Raw genomic sequence first — 15,770 nt, forward strand, 5'->3', positions numbered from 1 at the left:
TCCTCCGGTGGCGCTCTTTCCTCCGGTGGCCGTCATGGACCGATCGCCCCTTCCCCGGCCCCGGCCGCCGGCACCGCGCCCGGGGGGTCGCCGGCGGGATCCCCCTCGCCGGGGCCGCTGGCGTCCCCGGCGGCGTCGCCGGCCGGACCGGCGGCAGCGGCCACCGGCTGGCTCGCCCGGACCCCGGCGCCGGGCAGGCTGCCACCTGCGGCAAGACCCGCGGGCCCGTGGTCCATCGCCTTCTCCAGCACCCGGCCCAGGCGCTCGATCTGAACGGCTACACGGCCGTCGATGTGGCCCCGGGGGGTCTCGACCCGGAAGTCGCCGGGCGCCAGGGTAAGGTCGGCCACCTGTTCGACCCCGGGCGGGAGGGGCGGCCCAGCTTCCAGCTGGGCCAGGCTCTCGGGGTGGAGGAGCACCCGGGCGCCGTCGTTGCCCAGCCGGGCCAGGGCCGCCTCGATTTGGGCCCGCAGGGCGCCGGCATCGGCCGCCAGGTGCTCGCCGGCCACCCGCCGGGCCAGGGCCAGGACCAGCTCGAGGACGGGGCCGGCCGATCCCGCCAGGAGCTGGCGGTAGGCGGTGGCCAGGTCCTCCCGCTGGCGGGCGGCCCGGTCCTCCGCCTCCCGGCAGGCCGCCTCCCAGCGGGCCCGCCCCTCGGCCTCGCCCCGGCGCAGCCCTTCTTCATAGGCCTGCCGCCGCAAGGCCTCGGCCTCCCGGCGAGCCCGGTCCAGGTGCCGGGCGGCGGCCCGGCGGGCCCGGGCCAGCCAGCGCCGGGCCCGGGCGGCGGCCACGGCCGGGTCGGGGACGGGCGTGGCGGCCGGCCGGCCGTCGCCGCCAGGGAAGCCCCCGGGAACGGGGGCGAGGGAGCCGCTGGGGCCAGGCCGGCCCCGGCCCGGGGCCGCCGCCGGTTCCACCACCGGCCGCTGGGGCCGGGGAACCGGCGCGGGGGAGACCCCCGCCCTCCTCGGCAGCGGGGGGGTTGAGGGGCCCAAGGGGGCCGGGGTCCAGGGCCGGGGCTCCGGCAGCCCTTCACCCTGGGGGGCGCGGGCCACGGGCCCCCAGGCCGGGGAGGCCCATGTGAATCCGGATCCCGCGGCCCGGCCGCCGCCCGGCGCCCGGTGCCGGCCCGGGGCGGACCCGGGGGAGCTGCCCGCCGCCTCAGACCACGACCTCATCCTGACCACCCCGCGCGATGACGATCTCGCCCTCTTCCTCCAGGCGGCGGATGATGTTGACGATCTTCTGCTGGGCCTCTTCCACGTCGCGGAGGCGCACGGGACCGAGGTAGGACAGGTTCTCCTGCAGGATCTCCACGGCCCGCTGGGACAGGTTGCGGAAGATCTTCTGCTTGACGTCCTCGCTGACGGCCTTGAGGGCCAGGGGCAGGTCCTCGTTGAGGTCGACCTCCCGCAGGACCCGCTGCAAGGAGCGGTCGTCCAGGAGCACGATGTCCTCGAAGACGAACATCCGCTTCTTGATCTCCTCGGCCAGCTCGGGGTCGGTGACCTCCAGGACCTCCATGATGCTGCGCTCGGTGCCGCGGTCCACGTTGTTGAGCACCTGGACGACGGCCTGCAGCCCGCCGGCGGCCGTGCCCTCCTCGCCCAGGACCGACGAGAGCTTGCGCTCCAGCACCCGTTCCACCTCGCGGATCAGCTCCGGCGAGGTCCGCTCCATCAGGGCCAGCCGGCGGGCCACGTCAGCCCGGCGTTCGGGGGGCAGGCCGCTCAGCACCACCGCCGCCTGCTCCGGGTGCAGGTAGGCCAGGATCAGGGCGATGGTCTGGGGGTGCTCCTGCTGGATGAAGTTCAGGATCTGCAAGGGGTCGGCCCGGCGGACGAACTCGAAGGGCCGGACCTGCAGCGTGGAGGTCAGCCGGTTCAGGACCTCCGCCGCCCGCTGGTGGCCCAGGGCCTGGACCAGGAGCTCCCGGGCGTAGTCGATGCCGCCCTGGGCGATGTAGGCGTGGGCCAGGGCCAGGTCCCGGCACTCCTCAAGAACCGCCAGCCGCTGCTCCGGCGAGACCCGGTCGGTGTTGGCGATCTCCAGGGTGAGCTGCTCGATCTCGTCCTCCCGCAGGTAGCGGAAGACGCGGGCGGCCAGCTCGGGACCCAGGGAGATCATCAGGATCGCCGCCTTCCGGCGGGGTGGCAGATCCCGGGCTCCGTCGCGGGCGCCGGCGCGGGCGCCGCTGCCGCCCCCCGCCTCCCCCGGTCCCGCCGCCACCGCTCCGGCCTCGGCCGGTGCGCCCTGGGGGCCCGGCATGTCCGGGATCGCCACCCCGGCTCGCCCGCCGGGGGCCGCCGGCCGGCCCGTTCCGGGGCCCGCCACCACCGCCGCTCCTTGCCGCATGGCCATTGCCCTCGCCTCCTCCCCGCAGGCCCTCCGGGCTGCTCAGTTGCCGGACCGCTCGGCCAGCCAGCTGCGGATGACCTGGGCCACGTGTTCGGGCTGGTTCTTCACCAGCTCGCTGACCTGCTCGTGGGCGGCGGCTTCGGCCGCCCGGCCGTTGACCGGCACGGCGCCACCCGGGACGGTGACCGCCCCGCCGGCCCCGGCCCTCACCCCCTCTGCCGCCGGGGCAACCGGGACGGCTCCCGGCTTGCCGGCGGGCAGGGGGAAGCCGGCGGCCGGCTCGCCCACCAGGGCCCGGCGGGCGGCCCGCCGGCGGCGCCAGCCGAGGATCAGGAGGATCAGCCCCAGCCCGGCCAGGGCCGCTGCACCGGCCAGGAGGGCCAGGCGCCGGTTCGCCTCGCGAGCCTGGCGCTCGGCCTCCAGGGACTGCTGGAGCCGGTCGGCCACCGTCGTGTCGAACGGCATCGCCACGACCTCCACCTGGTCCTGCCGCTGGGGGTCGCTGCCGATGGCGGCCGCCACCGCCTGCTGCAGGGCCTGCTGGCGCTCCGGGGTCAGCTGGCCGTTGACGATCACCGCCACCGAGAGCCGCCGCACCGCGCCGGGCGCCACCTGCAGCCGGTCGATGACCTCGTTCACCTCGTAATTGGCGGTGCGCTCGCTGCGCTGGTAGTCGCCGGTGCCGCCACCCACCTGGGGATAGGTCGGGATGTTGGCGTCCCCCGGCACCCCGCCGGGTGCCGGCTGGCCGGTGAAGGTCTCCTGCAGCTCCTGGATCGACCGCAGGAGGCCCTGGCCGCCGTCGGCCGGCGGCTCGAAGAGGTGCCGCTCCACCACCTGCTGGTCGAAGTTGAGCTCGGCCCGGACCCGGGCGATGACGTTGCCCGGCCCCAGCACCTGTTCCAGCAGGGTCTGCAGGCGGTGCTGCAGTTCCTCCTCGAAGCGGCGCTCGATCTCGAAGCGGTCGCCCTGGGCCACCGGGCTCCCCTCCTCCCCGGCGGGCACCTGCGCCGAGAGCAGCCGGCCGGCGGTATCCACCACCGTCACGTCCTCGGGCTTGAGCCCCTCCACCGCCGAGGCGACCAGGTGCATGATGGACCGCACCTGCTCGGGGCCCAGCTCGGCCCCAGGCTTGAGCTGGACCAGGACGGCCGCCGTGGCCGGCCGCCGCTCGCCGGCGAAGGGGCTCTCCTCCGGCAGCACCACGTGGACACGGGCGGCTTCGACCCCCTCCAAGCGGCCGATGGTCCGGGCCAGCTCCCCTTGCAGACCCCGCAGGTACTGGACCTGGCGCTCGAACTCGGTGGCCCCCATGGGCATCCTCTCCATCAGCTCGAGGCCCACCGTCCCCTCCCGGGGCAGGCCCTGGGCCGCCAGGTCCAGCCGCAGCCGGTCCACCGCCTCCGCCGGGACCAGGATCGCCTGCCCGCCTTCGGCCAGCTGGAAGGGCACGCCCTGCTCCTCCAGCTGCCCGACGATGGCCGCCGCATCGGCCGGGTCCAGCCGGGTGAAGAGGGGCTCCCACTGGGTCCCCCCGCGACCGGCCAGAGCCAGGGCCAGCAACCCGCCCAGGACCAGCACCGCGGTCCCCACCACGACCCAGCGGGCCGGCGCCTTGAGCTGCCGGAACCAGGCGAGGAATTGTTGGGGAAGCTGCCGCAGCTGTGCCACCGGCATGGTGCCTCCGCCGCCTCCTCATCGACCCGCGCCGCGGACCGGGGATTCAACCGGACGAAGCCGGAGCCCACCCGTTCAACCCCATCGGGCCCGTCAGACCGGCATCCGCATGATCTCCTGGTAGGCCTCCAGCGCCTTGTTCCGCAGCTGGACGGCCAGCTCGATGGCCAGCCGCGCCTTCTCGCTGGCCACCATCACCTGGGACAAGTCCTCCACCTGGCCCGTGACCAGGCGCTGGGCCATGGCGTCGGCCTGGCCGGCCACGCCCTCCAGGCGCTCCAGCGCCCGGGCCAGCTCCTGCAGGAAGGTGGCCCCCACGCCCCCTCCCGCCTCGGACGAACCGGCTCCCGCGGGGGCGATCCCCGCCGGATCCCCGGGCGCCAGGGGGCCGGCAGGGCTCGCGCTGGCGCTGCCCCCCGCCACCCGATTTGCGGCGCCCGGCCACGCCGGCCGCTGGATGGGCTCCACACCCCAAGGTCCCATGGGTCGCCACGCCTCCTCCCTCGGTCATCACGGTCTTGGCCGGTGCCCGCCCGCGCCAGCCGCGCCTGGGACCGCCCCGGGGCCGGCCCCGCTGGGCGCCCGGCGGCGCGCCCCGGCTTCCGGCCCGCGTTCCCCTGGGCCCTGCTGGCCCGCCGGACCGCCGGCCCCTGGTCCAGGCCGGCTCAGCCGCGGCCGATCTCCAGCGCCCGCAGGGCCAGGGTGCGGGCGGCGCTGAACACCGCCACGTTGGCCTCGTAGGCCCGGGTCGCGGCCAGGAGGTTGACCATCTCCACCAGCGGGTCCACGTTGGGGTAGGCCACGTACCCGTCCGGGCCGGCGTCCGGGTGCCCGGGGTCGTAGACCAGGCGGGGCGGGGCGGGGTCGGCCACCACCGCGGCCACCTGGACCCCGCCGGGGACGCCGGCCTCCCCCGGGCCGGTTCGTCCCGGGAGCCGCCAGGCCCCGGACGGCGCGGCCAGGGGCCCGCCCCTTGCCGCCGCGACGCCGGGTGCGCCCCCAGCCGCCGCCGGCGGGACCGCCGGCTCGACCCCACCCGTTCCGGCCGCTGCCCGCTCGCGCAAGAGCTGGGCAAAGGGCACGGCCCGCTCCTGGAAGACGGGCACGAGCCGGCGGTAGGGGCCGCCCTGGGGCGTCCGGGTGCTGTCGACGTTGGCCAGATTGCTGGCGATCAGGTCAAGCCGCAACCGCTGGGCCGTCATCCCGCTGGCTGCGATGTCGAAGGTGCCGAACATCCCGGGCACCCTCACCGCCTCCCTTCGGCGATCACGGTCCGGAACAGGGCGATGCGGTCGGAGAGCTGCCGGACCAGGGCCTGGTAGTGGATGCCGTTCTCCGCCAGCCGGGCCATCTCGGCGTCCAGGTCCACGTTGTTGCCGTCGTTGCGCAAGGCCGTACCCGTCTCGCGGTAGACGGCCGCCGCCGGCCCGGACGCGGCCGGGCGGCCCGGGAGGTGGCCGGGATGGGTGACGGCCAGGGGCAGCGCCCCGGGGGCCGCGCTCCCGGGCGCCGTGCCCGCGGGTCCCGGGGCGCCGCCGGTGCCCTGAAGGGCCGCCTCCAGGGCCCGGGCGAAATCCAGGTCGTACCGCTTGTAACCGGGCGTCTCGGCGTTGGCCACGTTCTGCGCCAGGAGCCGCTGGCGCAGGGCCAGGACCTCCAGGCCTGCCGCCAGCTGGTCGTTGATGCCTCCCCACATGGGATCCACCCCCTTGGTCACGCCGCCCGCCCGCCGGCCGGCGGCCCGCCCGCCCGTTCGCCCGCCGGTAGGCGGGAAGAACCGGCCCAGCCTTGACGAACCCGAAAAAGACAAGCCGCCCGCGGCGCGCATCGGCACCACGGGCGGAAGCCGGGGTCTGGCGAGTTCCACCACGCAGCGTTCGGCAGTCCGGCCGTCATAGCCCCGCCGGAGCGGGACCTTAGACCCGTGACTTTGCGAGCCTGCCTTTCGGCAGGGGTGCCTTTGTCGCTGCCGCGGGGGGTTGCCGCCTCCAAGGTCCGGGCCGCCACCGGTTTGGACCGGACCCGCCGGTTGGGGCCGGACCGGCCCGGGGCGTCGCCGGCCGTTTCGGCCGCTTCGGCCCGGCTGCAACAGGGGCCCGGGGACACAAGGAACGGCCAACCCCCGAAAAGTATTCAGTTATCGGTGGGCATCCACCGGCACTGGTCGACATGATTCTGCAACGGCCTGGTCATTCCTTCTAACTGCGACAAAAATTTTGGGACCCCGGTCCTGGTTTTGGGCCCCTCCCACGCGACGGAGGGATTTGCCAGGGCACGGCCGGTGGCCGGGCGGCAGCTCTTTGGGAGGTGAGACCATGGCGGGTGAGACCGCGGCTGCCGGGTCCGGAACGCCGGGCACGGACGGGCGTCCCTGGTCGACGGCCACCTGGCTGGTGGCCGCCGGGCGCCCGGTGGAACCCGGCCAGCCCCTCAACGTGCCGCCGGTGCTGGCCTCGAACTTCATCCTGGGAGCGGGCCCCGCCTATGCCCGCGACGACGGAACGCCCACGTGGGCGGCGCTGGAGGAGCTGGTCGGGGGACTGGAGGGTGGCCGGGCCGTGGCCTTCGCCTCGGGCATGGCGGCCATCGCCGCCATCTTCGACCAGCTGCCGGCGGGCGCCCGGGTGGTGATCCCCGACGATTGTTACCAAGGGGTGGCGGCCCTGGCGGCGGAGGGCGCCCGGCTCGGCCGGTGGCGGGTTGAGCGGCTGGCCGTGGCCGACACCGCGGGCTGGGTTCAGGCGTGCCGGGAGGCCGATTTGCTCTGGCTGGAGTCGCCGTCCAATCCCCTGCTGGCGGTGGCCGAGGTGGACGTGATTGCCGCCGCGCCCCGCAAGCCGGGCGCCATCCTGGCCGTCGACAACACCTTCGCGACCCCGCTCAACCAGCGTCCCCTGGAGTGGGGGGTCACCGTCTCGGTGCAGTCGGCCACCAAGCTGATCGGAGGCCACTCCGACCTGATGGCGGGGGTCGCCGTCACCCGGGACGAGGCCCTCTGGCATGCCCTGCGCCGGTCGCGGGAACTGCACGGCGCCACCCCGGGGGCGCTGGAGGCCTTCCTGGCCGTGCGGGGCGCCCGCACCCTGGCCGTGCGGTTGGAGCGCGCCCAGCACAACGCCGCCGTGCTGGCCGCCCGCCTGGCGGAGCACCCCCGGGTGACGCGGGTGCGCTACCCCGGCCTTCCCTCCCACCCCGGCCACGCCGTGGCCCGGCGGCTGATGCGGGGGTTTGGCACGATGATCGCCTTCGATCTCGACGGGGGAGCGGCGGAAGCCGATGCCGTCTGCCGCCACCTGCGGCTGATCCGCCACGCCACCAGCCTGGGCGGGGTGGAGTCGACCATCGAGCGGCGGGCGGCCGTCCCGGGGCAGGAACACCTGCCCCCCTCGCTGCTGCGCCTGAGCGTGGGGATCGAGGACGCGGACGACCTGTGGGCCGACCTGGAAGCCGCCATCGCCGCCGCCTTCGGCTGAGGGCGTCTCTGGACGCGGGCGTCCCGGCAGCTCCCGGCGGGTCCCGGCAGGTCCCGGTAGGTCACTCCGGACGCGGGCGTCCCGGCCTGTCCCGGCAGGTCCCGGCAGGTCAGAGGATGTAACGGCTCAGGTCCTGGTCCTTGAGCACCCCTTCCAGCCGCTGGCGCACGAAGGCGGCGTCGATCACCACCTTGCCCTGGAGGGCGTCGGGGGCATCGAAGGCCAGGGGTTCCAGCAAGCGCTCCAGCAGGGTGTGGAGCCGGCGGGCGCCGATGTTCTCGGCCTGCTCGTTGGCGCGGGCGGCCATGGCGGCCAGTTCGTCCACGGCGTCGGGGGAGAACTCCAGCTGGACGCCGTCGGTGGCCAGCAGGGCCTGGTACTGGCGGAGCAGGGCGTTGTCCGGTTCGGTCAGGATCCGCTTGAAGTCCTCCCGGGTCAGGGGCTGCAACTCGACGCGGATCGGGAACCGGCCCTGGAGCTCGGGGATGAGGTCGGACGGCTTGGCGATGTGGAAGGCCCCCGCGGCGATGAACAGGATGTGGTCGGTCCGCACCGGCCCGTGGCGGGTCATCACGGTCGACCCCTCGACGATGGGGAGGATATCCCGCTGGACCCCCTCGCGGGAGACGTCGGGCCCGTGGCCCCGCTCCCGGCCGGCGATCTTGTCGATCTCGTCGATGAAGACGATCCCGGCCTGCTCGGTCCGCCGGATCGCCTCGGCGACCACCTGGTCCATGTCGATCAGTTTCTGGGCCTCTTCCTGGGCCAGGACCTCCCGGGCTTCCCGCACCGGCAACCGGCGCCGCCGCTTGCGGCGGGGCAGCCAGTCCTTTAGCAGGTCCTGAACGTTCAGGGTGACCTCCTCCAGGCCCGGCCCGCCCAGGATGTCGACCATCGGGGGCGCCTGGTCCTCCACCTCGATCTCGACGGTCTCCTCTTCCAGCTGGCCGGCCCGCAACTTGGCCGCCACCTCCTGGCGCCGGCGGCGCCAGTCCTCCTCATCCTCCGGCCGGGCCGGCTCGCCGCCCCCGGGCACCCCCGCCCCCAGCGAACCGAAGAGCATCTCCCAGGGTGAACCCGGCCGCGGGCCGCGACGCCGCAGGGGCGGCACCAGCACGTCCAGCAGCCGCTCGTCGGCCGCCGCCCGCGCCCGGTCCTGCACCAGGGTCATGCGCTCGGCCTTGACCATGCGGATGGCCATCTCCACCAGGTCGCGGATGATGGATTCCACGTCCCGGCCGACATAGCCCACTTCGGTGAACTTGGTCGCCTCGACCTTGATGAAGGGCGCTCCGGTCAGCCGCGCCAGCCGGCGGGCGATCTCCGTCTTCCCCACGCCGGTGGGCCCGATCATCAGGATGTTCTTCGGCGCCACCTCGTCCCGCAGGTGGGGCGGGAGCTGCTGCCGGCGCCAGCGGTTGCGCAGGGCGATGGCCACGGCCCGCTTGGCGTCGGCCTGCCCGACGATGTACCGGTCCAACTCGGCCACGATCTGGCGGGGCGTCAGCCGGTCGGGCTCCCATGGGCGCCCCTGGATGGTCCCCTGGTCCACGGTCTTCCCTCCCCTGGCCGGTGGCCGGCCGCTGGCGGCTGGGTCAGAGCCTCCCGTCGCCTTGGGGCCTTCCGACGGCGAACCGGGCGCCACCCGGCCTCCGGCGCCCGGGCCCTTAGAGCTCCTCGATCACCAGCTGGTCGTTGGTGTAGACGCAGAGCTCGGCGGCGATGCGCATCGCCTCGCGGCAGATGGCGGCCGCGTCCAGCTCCGTGTGCCGGGCCAGGGCCCGGGCCGCCGCCAGGGCGAACCCGCCGCCGGAACCCACGGCCACGATGCCGTCGTCGGGCTCCAGCACCTCCCCGGAGCCCGAGAGCAGCAGCAGGTGGTCGGCATCGGCCACCACCATCAACGCCTCCAGGCGGCGCAGCAGCCGGTCGGTGCGCCAGTCCTTGGCCAGTTCCACCGCGGCCCGGACCAGCTGGCCGGCGTGTTCCTCCAGCTTGCCCTCGAACCGCTCCATCAGGGCGACGGCGTCGGCCACGCTGCCGGCGAAGCCGGCCAGCACCCGCCCGTGGTAGAGCCGCCGCACCTTCCGGGCCCGGTGCTTCATCACCATGTGTTGCTCCAGGGTGACCTGACCGTCCCCGGCCATGGCCACCCGCCCGTCGCGCCGCACGGCCAGGATGGTCGTGCCGTGGAGGCGCCCCGCTCCCTGGACCATGGGAAACCCCTCTTCCTGCACCGCCATCGCAACCGGATCGCCTGCAACCGGGATTCACCGATCAGCCCACGCCGGGACGGCCTCCGGCCCCGGCCGCCCCAGAGGGCCCCGCCCGGCTCGCCGGGTCCCCCACGGCGACCGCCGGGCGTCCTGCCGGCGCGGCTCCGGGGTTCGCCGGGCCCGCCGGGTGGCCCGCTGCCCCCAGGGGCCCTGCCACGCCCGTGCCCCGGTCCCCCGCCGGCGTCCCGCCGGGCAGGCTGCCGGTTCCTCCGCCCGGAGGCACCCCGCGGGCCCGCGGGTGGGCCCGCTGGTACACCGCCCACAGGCGCGCCCGCGACACGTGGGTGTAGACCTGGGTGGCGGCCAGGCTGGCATGCCCCAGCAGCTCCTGCACCGCCCGCAGCCCGGCCCCGCCATCCAGCAGGTGGGTGGCGAAGGTGTGCCGCAGGAGGTGGGGATGGGCCTGGAGCCGGGCCACGGCCGCCCCGACCCGGCGCACGATGGCCTGGATGCTGCGGGGCGACAGGCGACCGCCCCACCGGTTGAGGAACACGGCCGCCCGGTCGGCGGGCCGGCAGGGCCGCCGCTGGCGTCCCTCCAGCAGCCGGGGCCGACCGGTTTCCAGGTAGGCCCGCAGGGCCTCGGCCACGGGGCCGACCAGGGGCACGATCCGCTCCTTGCCCCCCTTGCCGTAGACCCGCAGCCAGCCGCCGTCCAGGTCCACGTCCTCCAGGTCGAGCCCGCTCAGCTCGCCGACCCGTAGCCCGCAGCCGTAGAGCATCTCCACGATGGCCCGGTCCCGCAGCGACGCGGGGCCGGCCCCCACCGCCGCCGCCTCGAGCAGGGCCAGGGCCTCCTCCGGCGTGTAGACCCGGGGCAGGCGGCGCCGCACCCGCGGGCCGGCCAGGCGGGCGGCGGGGCTCGACGGGAGCCAGCCCTCCCGGACCGCGAACCGGAAGAGGCCCCGCACGGCCGCCAGCTTGCGGGTCACGGAGGAGCGGGCCAGGCCGCGTTCTTCCAGGTGGGCCAGCCAGCGGCGCAGGTCCCGGCCGCGGACCGCCGCCAGGGCGGGCACCCCGACAGGGGCTTCCAGCCCCATGAAGGCGCACCACGCCGCCAGGTCGGCCCCATAGGCTTGCAGCGTGCGGGGGGCCAGGCCCCGCTCCAGGCGCAGGTGGTCGAGGTACGCCTGGACCACGTCGGGCGCCGGGTCCCAGCCGGCGGGTCGCTGGGCCATGATCTCACCGGCCCGGTACGGGAGCCGGGTCGACCCCGGGGACGGCCCCCGGCACCGTCTCGGGCAAGCGGGCCGGCGCGAAGGCCTCCAGGGCGGCCAGCGCCCGTTCGGCCATCAAGAGCTTCCGGCGCCGCGGGTCCCGCACCCGCCTCTCCAGCGGCGGCAAAAGGCCGAAGGCGATGTTCATCGGCTGGAAGTGGTCGGGATGGGCCTCGGTGATGTACCGGGTCAGGGCGCCATGGGCCGTCTCGGCGGGGAAGACCACCGGTTCCTCCCCCCGCACCAGGCGGGCGGCGTTGATGCCCGCCACGATGCCGGTGGCCGCCGACTCGATGTACCCCTCCACGCCGGTGATCTGGCCGGCGAAGAACAAGTCGGGGCGCTTGCGGGTCTGCATCGTCGGCCGCAGCACCTTGGGGGAGCAGATGAAGGTGTTGCGGTGCATCACCCCGTAGCGGGCAAACTCGGCGTTCTCGAGCCCCGGGATCATGCGGAAGACCCGCTTCTGCTCGCCCCACTTCAGGCTGGTCTGAAAGCCCACCAGGTTGTACAGGGTGCCGTAGCGGTTGTCCCGCCGCAGCTGGACCACCGCATAGGGCTCCTTCCCCGTGCGGGGGTCGATGAGCCCCACGGGCTTGAGGGGACCGTAGCGCAGGGTGTCCGGCCCCCGCCGGGCCATCTCTTCGATGGGCAGGCAGCCCTCGAAGAACAAGCCCTGTTCGAAGTCGTGGGGCACGTGCTTCTCCGCCTCGACCAGGGCCTGCCAGAAGGCTTCGTATTCCTCCCGGGTCATCGGGCTGTTCAGGTAGTCGTCGCCGCTGCCCTTTCCGTAGCGGGAGGCCCGGAAGAGCTTGGACAGGTCCAGGGATTCATAGGTGACGATGGGCGCCGCCGCGTCGAAGAAGGCCAGGTACTCCTCGCCGGTGAAGGACCGGATCCACTGGGAAAGGCCTTCGGAGGTCAGCGGGCCCGTGGCGATGATGACCGGACCCTCGGCCGGCGGCTCCGTCACCTCTTCCCGCACGACCTCGATCAGCGGGTGGTTCGCGATGGCCTCGGTGACGCGGCTGGCGAACTCCTCGCGGTCGACGGCCAGGGCGCTGCCGGCGGGGATCGCGCTGGCGTCGGCCGCCGCCATGATCAGGCTCCCCAGCCGCCGCATCTCTTCTTTGAGCAGTCCCGGCGCCTGGTCGAGCTGGGCGCCGCGCAGGGAGTTGCTGCACACCAGTTCGGCCAGCTGTCCCGTGTGGTGGGCCGGGGTCGTGCGGACCGGGCGCATCTCATAAAGCCGCACGGGGACGCCCCGGCGGGCCACCTGCCAGGCGGCCTCGCTGCCGGCCAGGCCGCCTCCGATCACCGTCACGCGCTGGGTCACCGTCAACGCCTCCCCGTCCCGGCACCGGCGCCGGCGGTCTCGGCGGCCCCTTCCCGCTGGTAGGTGCACTGGGGATTGGCACAGACCAGCCGCGTCCCCTGTCGGGAGCGCTTCTCCACCAGGAAGGTGCCGCACTCCGGGCACGTCTCCGCCGTCGGCCGGTCCCAGGTGGTGAAGTCGCATTCGGGATAGTTGCTACAACCGTAAAACACCCGTCCCTTGCGGGAACGGCGTTGCACCATCTCGCCGCCGCAGCGCGGGCAGCGGGCGCCGGTCTTTTCCACCAGGGGCTTGGTGTTCCGGCATTCGGGGAAGCCCGGGCAGGCCAGGAAGCGGCCGTACCGCCCGTGCTTGATCACCATCCGTCGCCCGCACTTCTCGCAGATCTCGTCGGTCTCCTCGACCGGCAGGGCGACCCGCTGGATCGCCTTCTCCGCCCGCTCCAGGGTCGCGCTGAAGGGTCCGTAGAACTCCCGGATGACGTCCTCCCACTCCCGCTCGCCTTCTTCGATCCGGTCCAGATCGGCCTCCATGCGGGCGGTGAATTCCACGTCGACGATGTCCGGGAAGTGTTCCTTGAGCAGGGCCGTCACCACCCGCCCCAGCTCGGTCGGGCGGAAGCGGCGGTCCTCCTTGACCACGTAACCCCGCTCCTGGATCGTCTCGATGATGGGCGCGTAGGTGCTGGGCCGGCCGATCCCCTTCTCCTCCAGCGCCCGCACCAGCATCGCCTCGGTGTAACGCGGCGGCGGCTGGGTGAAGTGCTGCTCCGGCCGCAGCGCCTTCAGGGCCAGGGCGTCGCCCTCAGCCAGGTCGGGCAGCGTCCCCTCGCCCTCCTCGCCATCCCCGTCGGTCCCCTCGTCGCGCCCTTCCACATACAGCTGCATGAACCCGGCGAACTTGATGGTGGAACCTGTCGCCCGGAAGCGGTGGGGCCCTGCCCCGATGTCGACGGTCACCGTGTCCAGGATGGCGGGTGCCATCTGGCTGGCGACGAACCGCTCCCAGATCAGCCGGTAGAGCTTGTACTGGTCGGCCGTCAGGTCGTCCTTGATGGCGTCGGGCTCCCGGGTCACGGAGGTGGGCCGGATCGCCTCGTGGGCGTCCTGGGCCTGGGCCGCCCGTCGCCCCGCCTGCTTGCGGGGGTTCGAGAACTCCGGCCCGAAGCGCCGGGCGATGTAGGCCGCCGCCTCGTCCAGGGCCTGGTCGGCGATGCGGGTCGAATCGGTACGGATGTAGGTGACCAGACCGACCGCTCCCTCACCCCGCAACTCGATCCCCTCGTAGAGCTCCTGGGCGATGCGCATCGTCCGGCGGACCGTGAAGCCCAGCTTGCGCGAGGCCTCCTGCTGCAGGGTCGAGGTGGTGAAGGGCGGTGCCGGATTCCTCCGCCGCTCCTTGCGCTCGACGCCCAGGACGACGAAGGGACGGCCCTCCAGGTCGGCCAGCAGGCGATCGACGGCCTCCCGGTCGGGCAGTTCCTTCTTGCCCTCAGCGTCGCCGTAGTAACGGGCGGTGAAGGCCTCGCCGCTGGCCATGCGCTCCAGGTCGGCCTCCAGGGTCCAGTACTCCTGGGGGGTGAAGGCCTCGATCTCTTCCTCCCGATCGACGATCAGGCGCACCGCGACCGACTGGACCCGTCCTGCCGACAGCCCCCGCCGCACCTTGCGCCACAGCAGCGGGCTCAACTTGTACCCCACCAGGCGGTCCAGCACCCGGCGCGCCTGCTGGGCGTCGACCAGGTTGTCATCGATAGGCCGGGGTTCCCGCAGGGCCCGGCGCACCGCGTCCCGGGTGATCTCGTGGAAGACGATCCGGCAGGGCGAGTCCTCGTCGATGCCAAGGAGCTGGCAGAGGTGCCAGGAGATGGCCTCACCCTCCCGGTCGGGGTCGGTGGCCAGCAGGACCCGGTCCACCTGGCGTGCCTGCTGCCGGAGCCGTTCGATCAGCTTGCCCTTGCCGCGGATGGTGATGTAATGGGGGGTGAAGTGGTCGTCGATGTCGACGCCGAGCTGGCTCTTCGGCAGATCCCGCACGTGGCCCATGGACGCCTCGACGGTGTAGTCGCGCCCCACGAACTTCTTGATCGTCTTCGCCTTGGCCGGCGACTCGACGATGATCAGCGTCTTCGGCAATGGCATCACACTCCGGCGCCACGGCGCGTTGCACCTTAGTGTAGCACTGGCGGGCGACGGGCGGCAACGCGCCATGGCAGATCCTGCTAGCCGCCCGCTGGCGTCCCGCCGGCGGGCCCGCCGGCCGCCACCCCGTGGTCGGCCAGCACCGCCGCCACGTCCTCCAGGTTCGCCACCGGCGGCGCCCCGGCCCGCAGCAGGTCCATGACGCCCTGTCCCTGCCGCCGGGTGACGGGACCCGGCACCGCCATCACCGCCCGGCCGGCGTTCAGCGCCAGGTCCGCGGTGACCAGGGCGCCACTCCGCGGGGCGGCCTCCACCACCACCACGCCGTCGCACAGCCCGGCCAGGATGCGGTTCCGCTCGGGGAAGCGGAAGGCCTCCGCCGGCGTCCCGGGCGGGTATTCGGAGACCAGCCAGCCCGTGGCGACCAGACGGTCGGCCAGGGGGCGGTGTTCCTCCGGGTAGACCCGGTCGGGACCGTGCCCCAAAACGGCGACCGTGGCGCCGCCCGCCGCCAGGGCGCCGCGGTGGGCCGCGCCGTCGATGCCGACGGCCAGTCCCGACACGACGACCCATCCCGCCGCCGCCATGTCCGCCGCCAGGCGAAAGGCCATCTGGGTGCCGTAGGGCGACGCCTGGCGCGATCCCACCACCGCCACCCAGGGTACGGCCTCGGGTGGCCGGCGCCCCCGGTAATAGAGGATGAGCGGTGGATCGGTCACGGCCCGCAACCGCCGCGGGTAGTCCGCCTCCCCCCAGGCGATCCAGCCGATGCCCAGCGCCGCCGCCCGGCCGGCCAGCCCCTGGGGATCGACGTTCCGCCGCGCCGCCAGGGCCCGCTTCAGGATGTCGGCCGGGGCGATCGCCGCCGCCTCCCACGCTTCGTCGGGAGCCGTCCAGGCCTGGACCGGCCCGCCCAGGGCGGCGGCCAGCCGGCGAACCCGCTGCCGGCCCAGGCCGGGCAAGGCCAGAAGCCCCATCCAGGCGAGGGCGGGTTCGACCACCATCCAAACGCCTCCTTCAGGGGACGGACCTTCCCGAACCGTCCGGGTTCCCCACTAGAGGGGGCTTCGGGCCGGTCGTTGTGGCTGGCACCGGGCCGGCGCCCCGCCCCACCACGGCTTCGGAGCCGGCTTGCGGGCGGCACCAGGCCCGCGGCCCCATCCCCCCGCCGGGTCTCGGCCCGCCCCCAGGCCGGACCGCGGTGGGGAACCCTGCCCCATCCTCCCTGCGGATCGGGCGCCTTCCTCAAGAGAGCTTGTCCAGGACCCGGGCACCCGGGGCCGGCCGCGGCGGGCC

At 74.4% G+C, this 15,770-nt stretch carries 13 protein-coding genes and 1 riboswitch; of the genes, 1 reads left to right on the forward strand and 12 read right to left on the reverse strand.

Translation table 11 applies throughout. From position 1 onward, the window contains the following. Positions 1–32 precede the first annotated feature (32 nt). The 6 genes from ACYQ02_RS02485 to ACYQ02_RS02510 all read right to left on the reverse strand — a co-directional run bounded on the left by ACYQ02_RS02485 (position 33) and on the right by ACYQ02_RS02510 (position 5,728). A complete protein-coding gene (locus ACYQ02_RS02485; protein WP_460038856.1) occupies positions 33–992 on the reverse strand; it encodes a FliH/SctL family protein in 960 nt (319 codons plus the stop codon). A 166-nt stretch (positions 993–1,158) separates the two neighbouring features. Further along, complete coding sequence (fliG, locus tag ACYQ02_RS02490; protein ID WP_460038857.1) at positions 1,159–2,358, reverse strand: flagellar motor switch protein FliG; 1,200 nt, start codon at positions 2,356–2,358, stop codon at positions 1,159–1,161. Between the two features lie 36 nt (positions 2,359–2,394). Beyond that, a complete protein-coding gene (fliF, locus tag ACYQ02_RS02495) occupies positions 2,395–4,032 on the reverse strand; it encodes a flagellar basal-body MS-ring/collar protein FliF (RefSeq protein ID WP_460038858.1) in 1,638 nt (545 codons plus the stop codon). Positions 4,033–4,125: 93 nt separating this feature from the next. Continuing rightward, complete coding sequence (gene fliE / locus ACYQ02_RS02500) at positions 4,126–4,515, reverse strand: flagellar hook-basal body complex protein FliE (RefSeq protein ID WP_460038859.1); 390 nt, start codon at positions 4,513–4,515, stop codon at positions 4,126–4,128. A 182-nt stretch (positions 4,516–4,697) separates the two neighbouring features. Continuing rightward, on the reverse strand, positions 4,698–5,267 hold the full coding sequence (locus ACYQ02_RS02505; RefSeq protein ID WP_460039032.1) for a flagellar basal body rod protein FlgC: 570 nt from the start codon (positions 5,265–5,267) through the stop codon (positions 4,698–4,700). Positions 5,268–5,278: 11 nt separating this feature from the next. Next, the gene (locus ACYQ02_RS02510) at positions 5,279–5,728 is read right to left on the reverse strand and encodes a flagellar basal body rod protein FlgB (RefSeq protein WP_460038860.1); all 450 of its coding nucleotides are present in this window, start codon (positions 5,726–5,728) and stop codon (positions 5,279–5,281) included. A 180-nt stretch (positions 5,729–5,908) separates the two neighbouring features. Continuing rightward, a riboswitch (cyclic di-GMP riboswitch) is annotated at positions 5,909–6,001 on the reverse strand. A gap of 346 nt (positions 6,002–6,347) precedes the next feature. On the opposite strand from ACYQ02_RS02510, the gene ACYQ02_RS02515 reads away from it, so the two are divergent. Further along, complete coding sequence (locus tag ACYQ02_RS02515) at positions 6,348–7,505, forward strand: trans-sulfuration enzyme family protein (protein WP_460038861.1); 1,158 nt, start codon at positions 6,348–6,350, stop codon at positions 7,503–7,505. A 109-nt stretch (positions 7,506–7,614) separates the two neighbouring features. Here the strand turns inward: ACYQ02_RS02515 and hslU are convergent, their stop codons facing one another. The 6 genes from hslU to dprA form a co-directional block, all read right to left on the reverse strand. Beyond that, positions 7,615–9,057, reverse strand: coding sequence for an ATP-dependent protease ATPase subunit HslU (gene hslU, locus ACYQ02_RS02520; RefSeq protein WP_460038862.1), 1,443 nt, complete (start codon positions 9,055–9,057; stop codon positions 7,615–7,617). A gap of 115 nt (positions 9,058–9,172) precedes the next feature. Continuing rightward, the gene (gene hslV, locus ACYQ02_RS02525; RefSeq protein ID WP_460038863.1) at positions 9,173–9,721 is read right to left on the reverse strand and encodes an ATP-dependent protease subunit HslV; all 549 of its coding nucleotides are present in this window, start codon (positions 9,719–9,721) and stop codon (positions 9,173–9,175) included. 61 nt (positions 9,722–9,782) lie between these two features. Continuing rightward, positions 9,783–10,958 (reverse strand): tyrosine recombinase, encoded by a 1,176-nt coding sequence (locus ACYQ02_RS02530; RefSeq protein ID WP_460038864.1) that lies wholly within the window; start codon positions 10,956–10,958, stop codon positions 9,783–9,785. Between the two features lie 4 nt (positions 10,959–10,962). Beyond that, positions 10,963–12,333 carry an FADH(2)-oxidizing methylenetetrahydrofolate--tRNA-(uracil(54)-C(5))-methyltransferase TrmFO gene (gene trmFO / locus ACYQ02_RS02535; RefSeq protein WP_460038865.1) on the reverse strand — a complete coding sequence of 457 codons (1,371 nt, stop codon included), beginning with the start codon at positions 12,331–12,333 and terminating at the stop codon, positions 10,963–10,965. A gap of 2 nt (positions 12,334–12,335) precedes the next feature. Then, positions 12,336–14,468: a type I DNA topoisomerase gene (topA, locus tag ACYQ02_RS02540; protein ID WP_460038866.1), complete on the reverse strand. Its 2,133-nt coding sequence runs from the start codon at positions 14,466–14,468 to the stop codon at positions 12,336–12,338. An 86-nt stretch (positions 14,469–14,554) separates the two neighbouring features. Then, positions 14,555–15,478, reverse strand: a complete 924-nt coding sequence (gene dprA / locus ACYQ02_RS02545; protein ID WP_460038867.1) for a DNA-processing protein DprA — start codon at positions 15,476–15,478, stop codon at positions 14,555–14,557. Between the last annotated feature and the right edge of the window lie 292 nt (positions 15,479–15,770).

This window comes from Thermaerobacter litoralis, assembly GCF_054654595.1.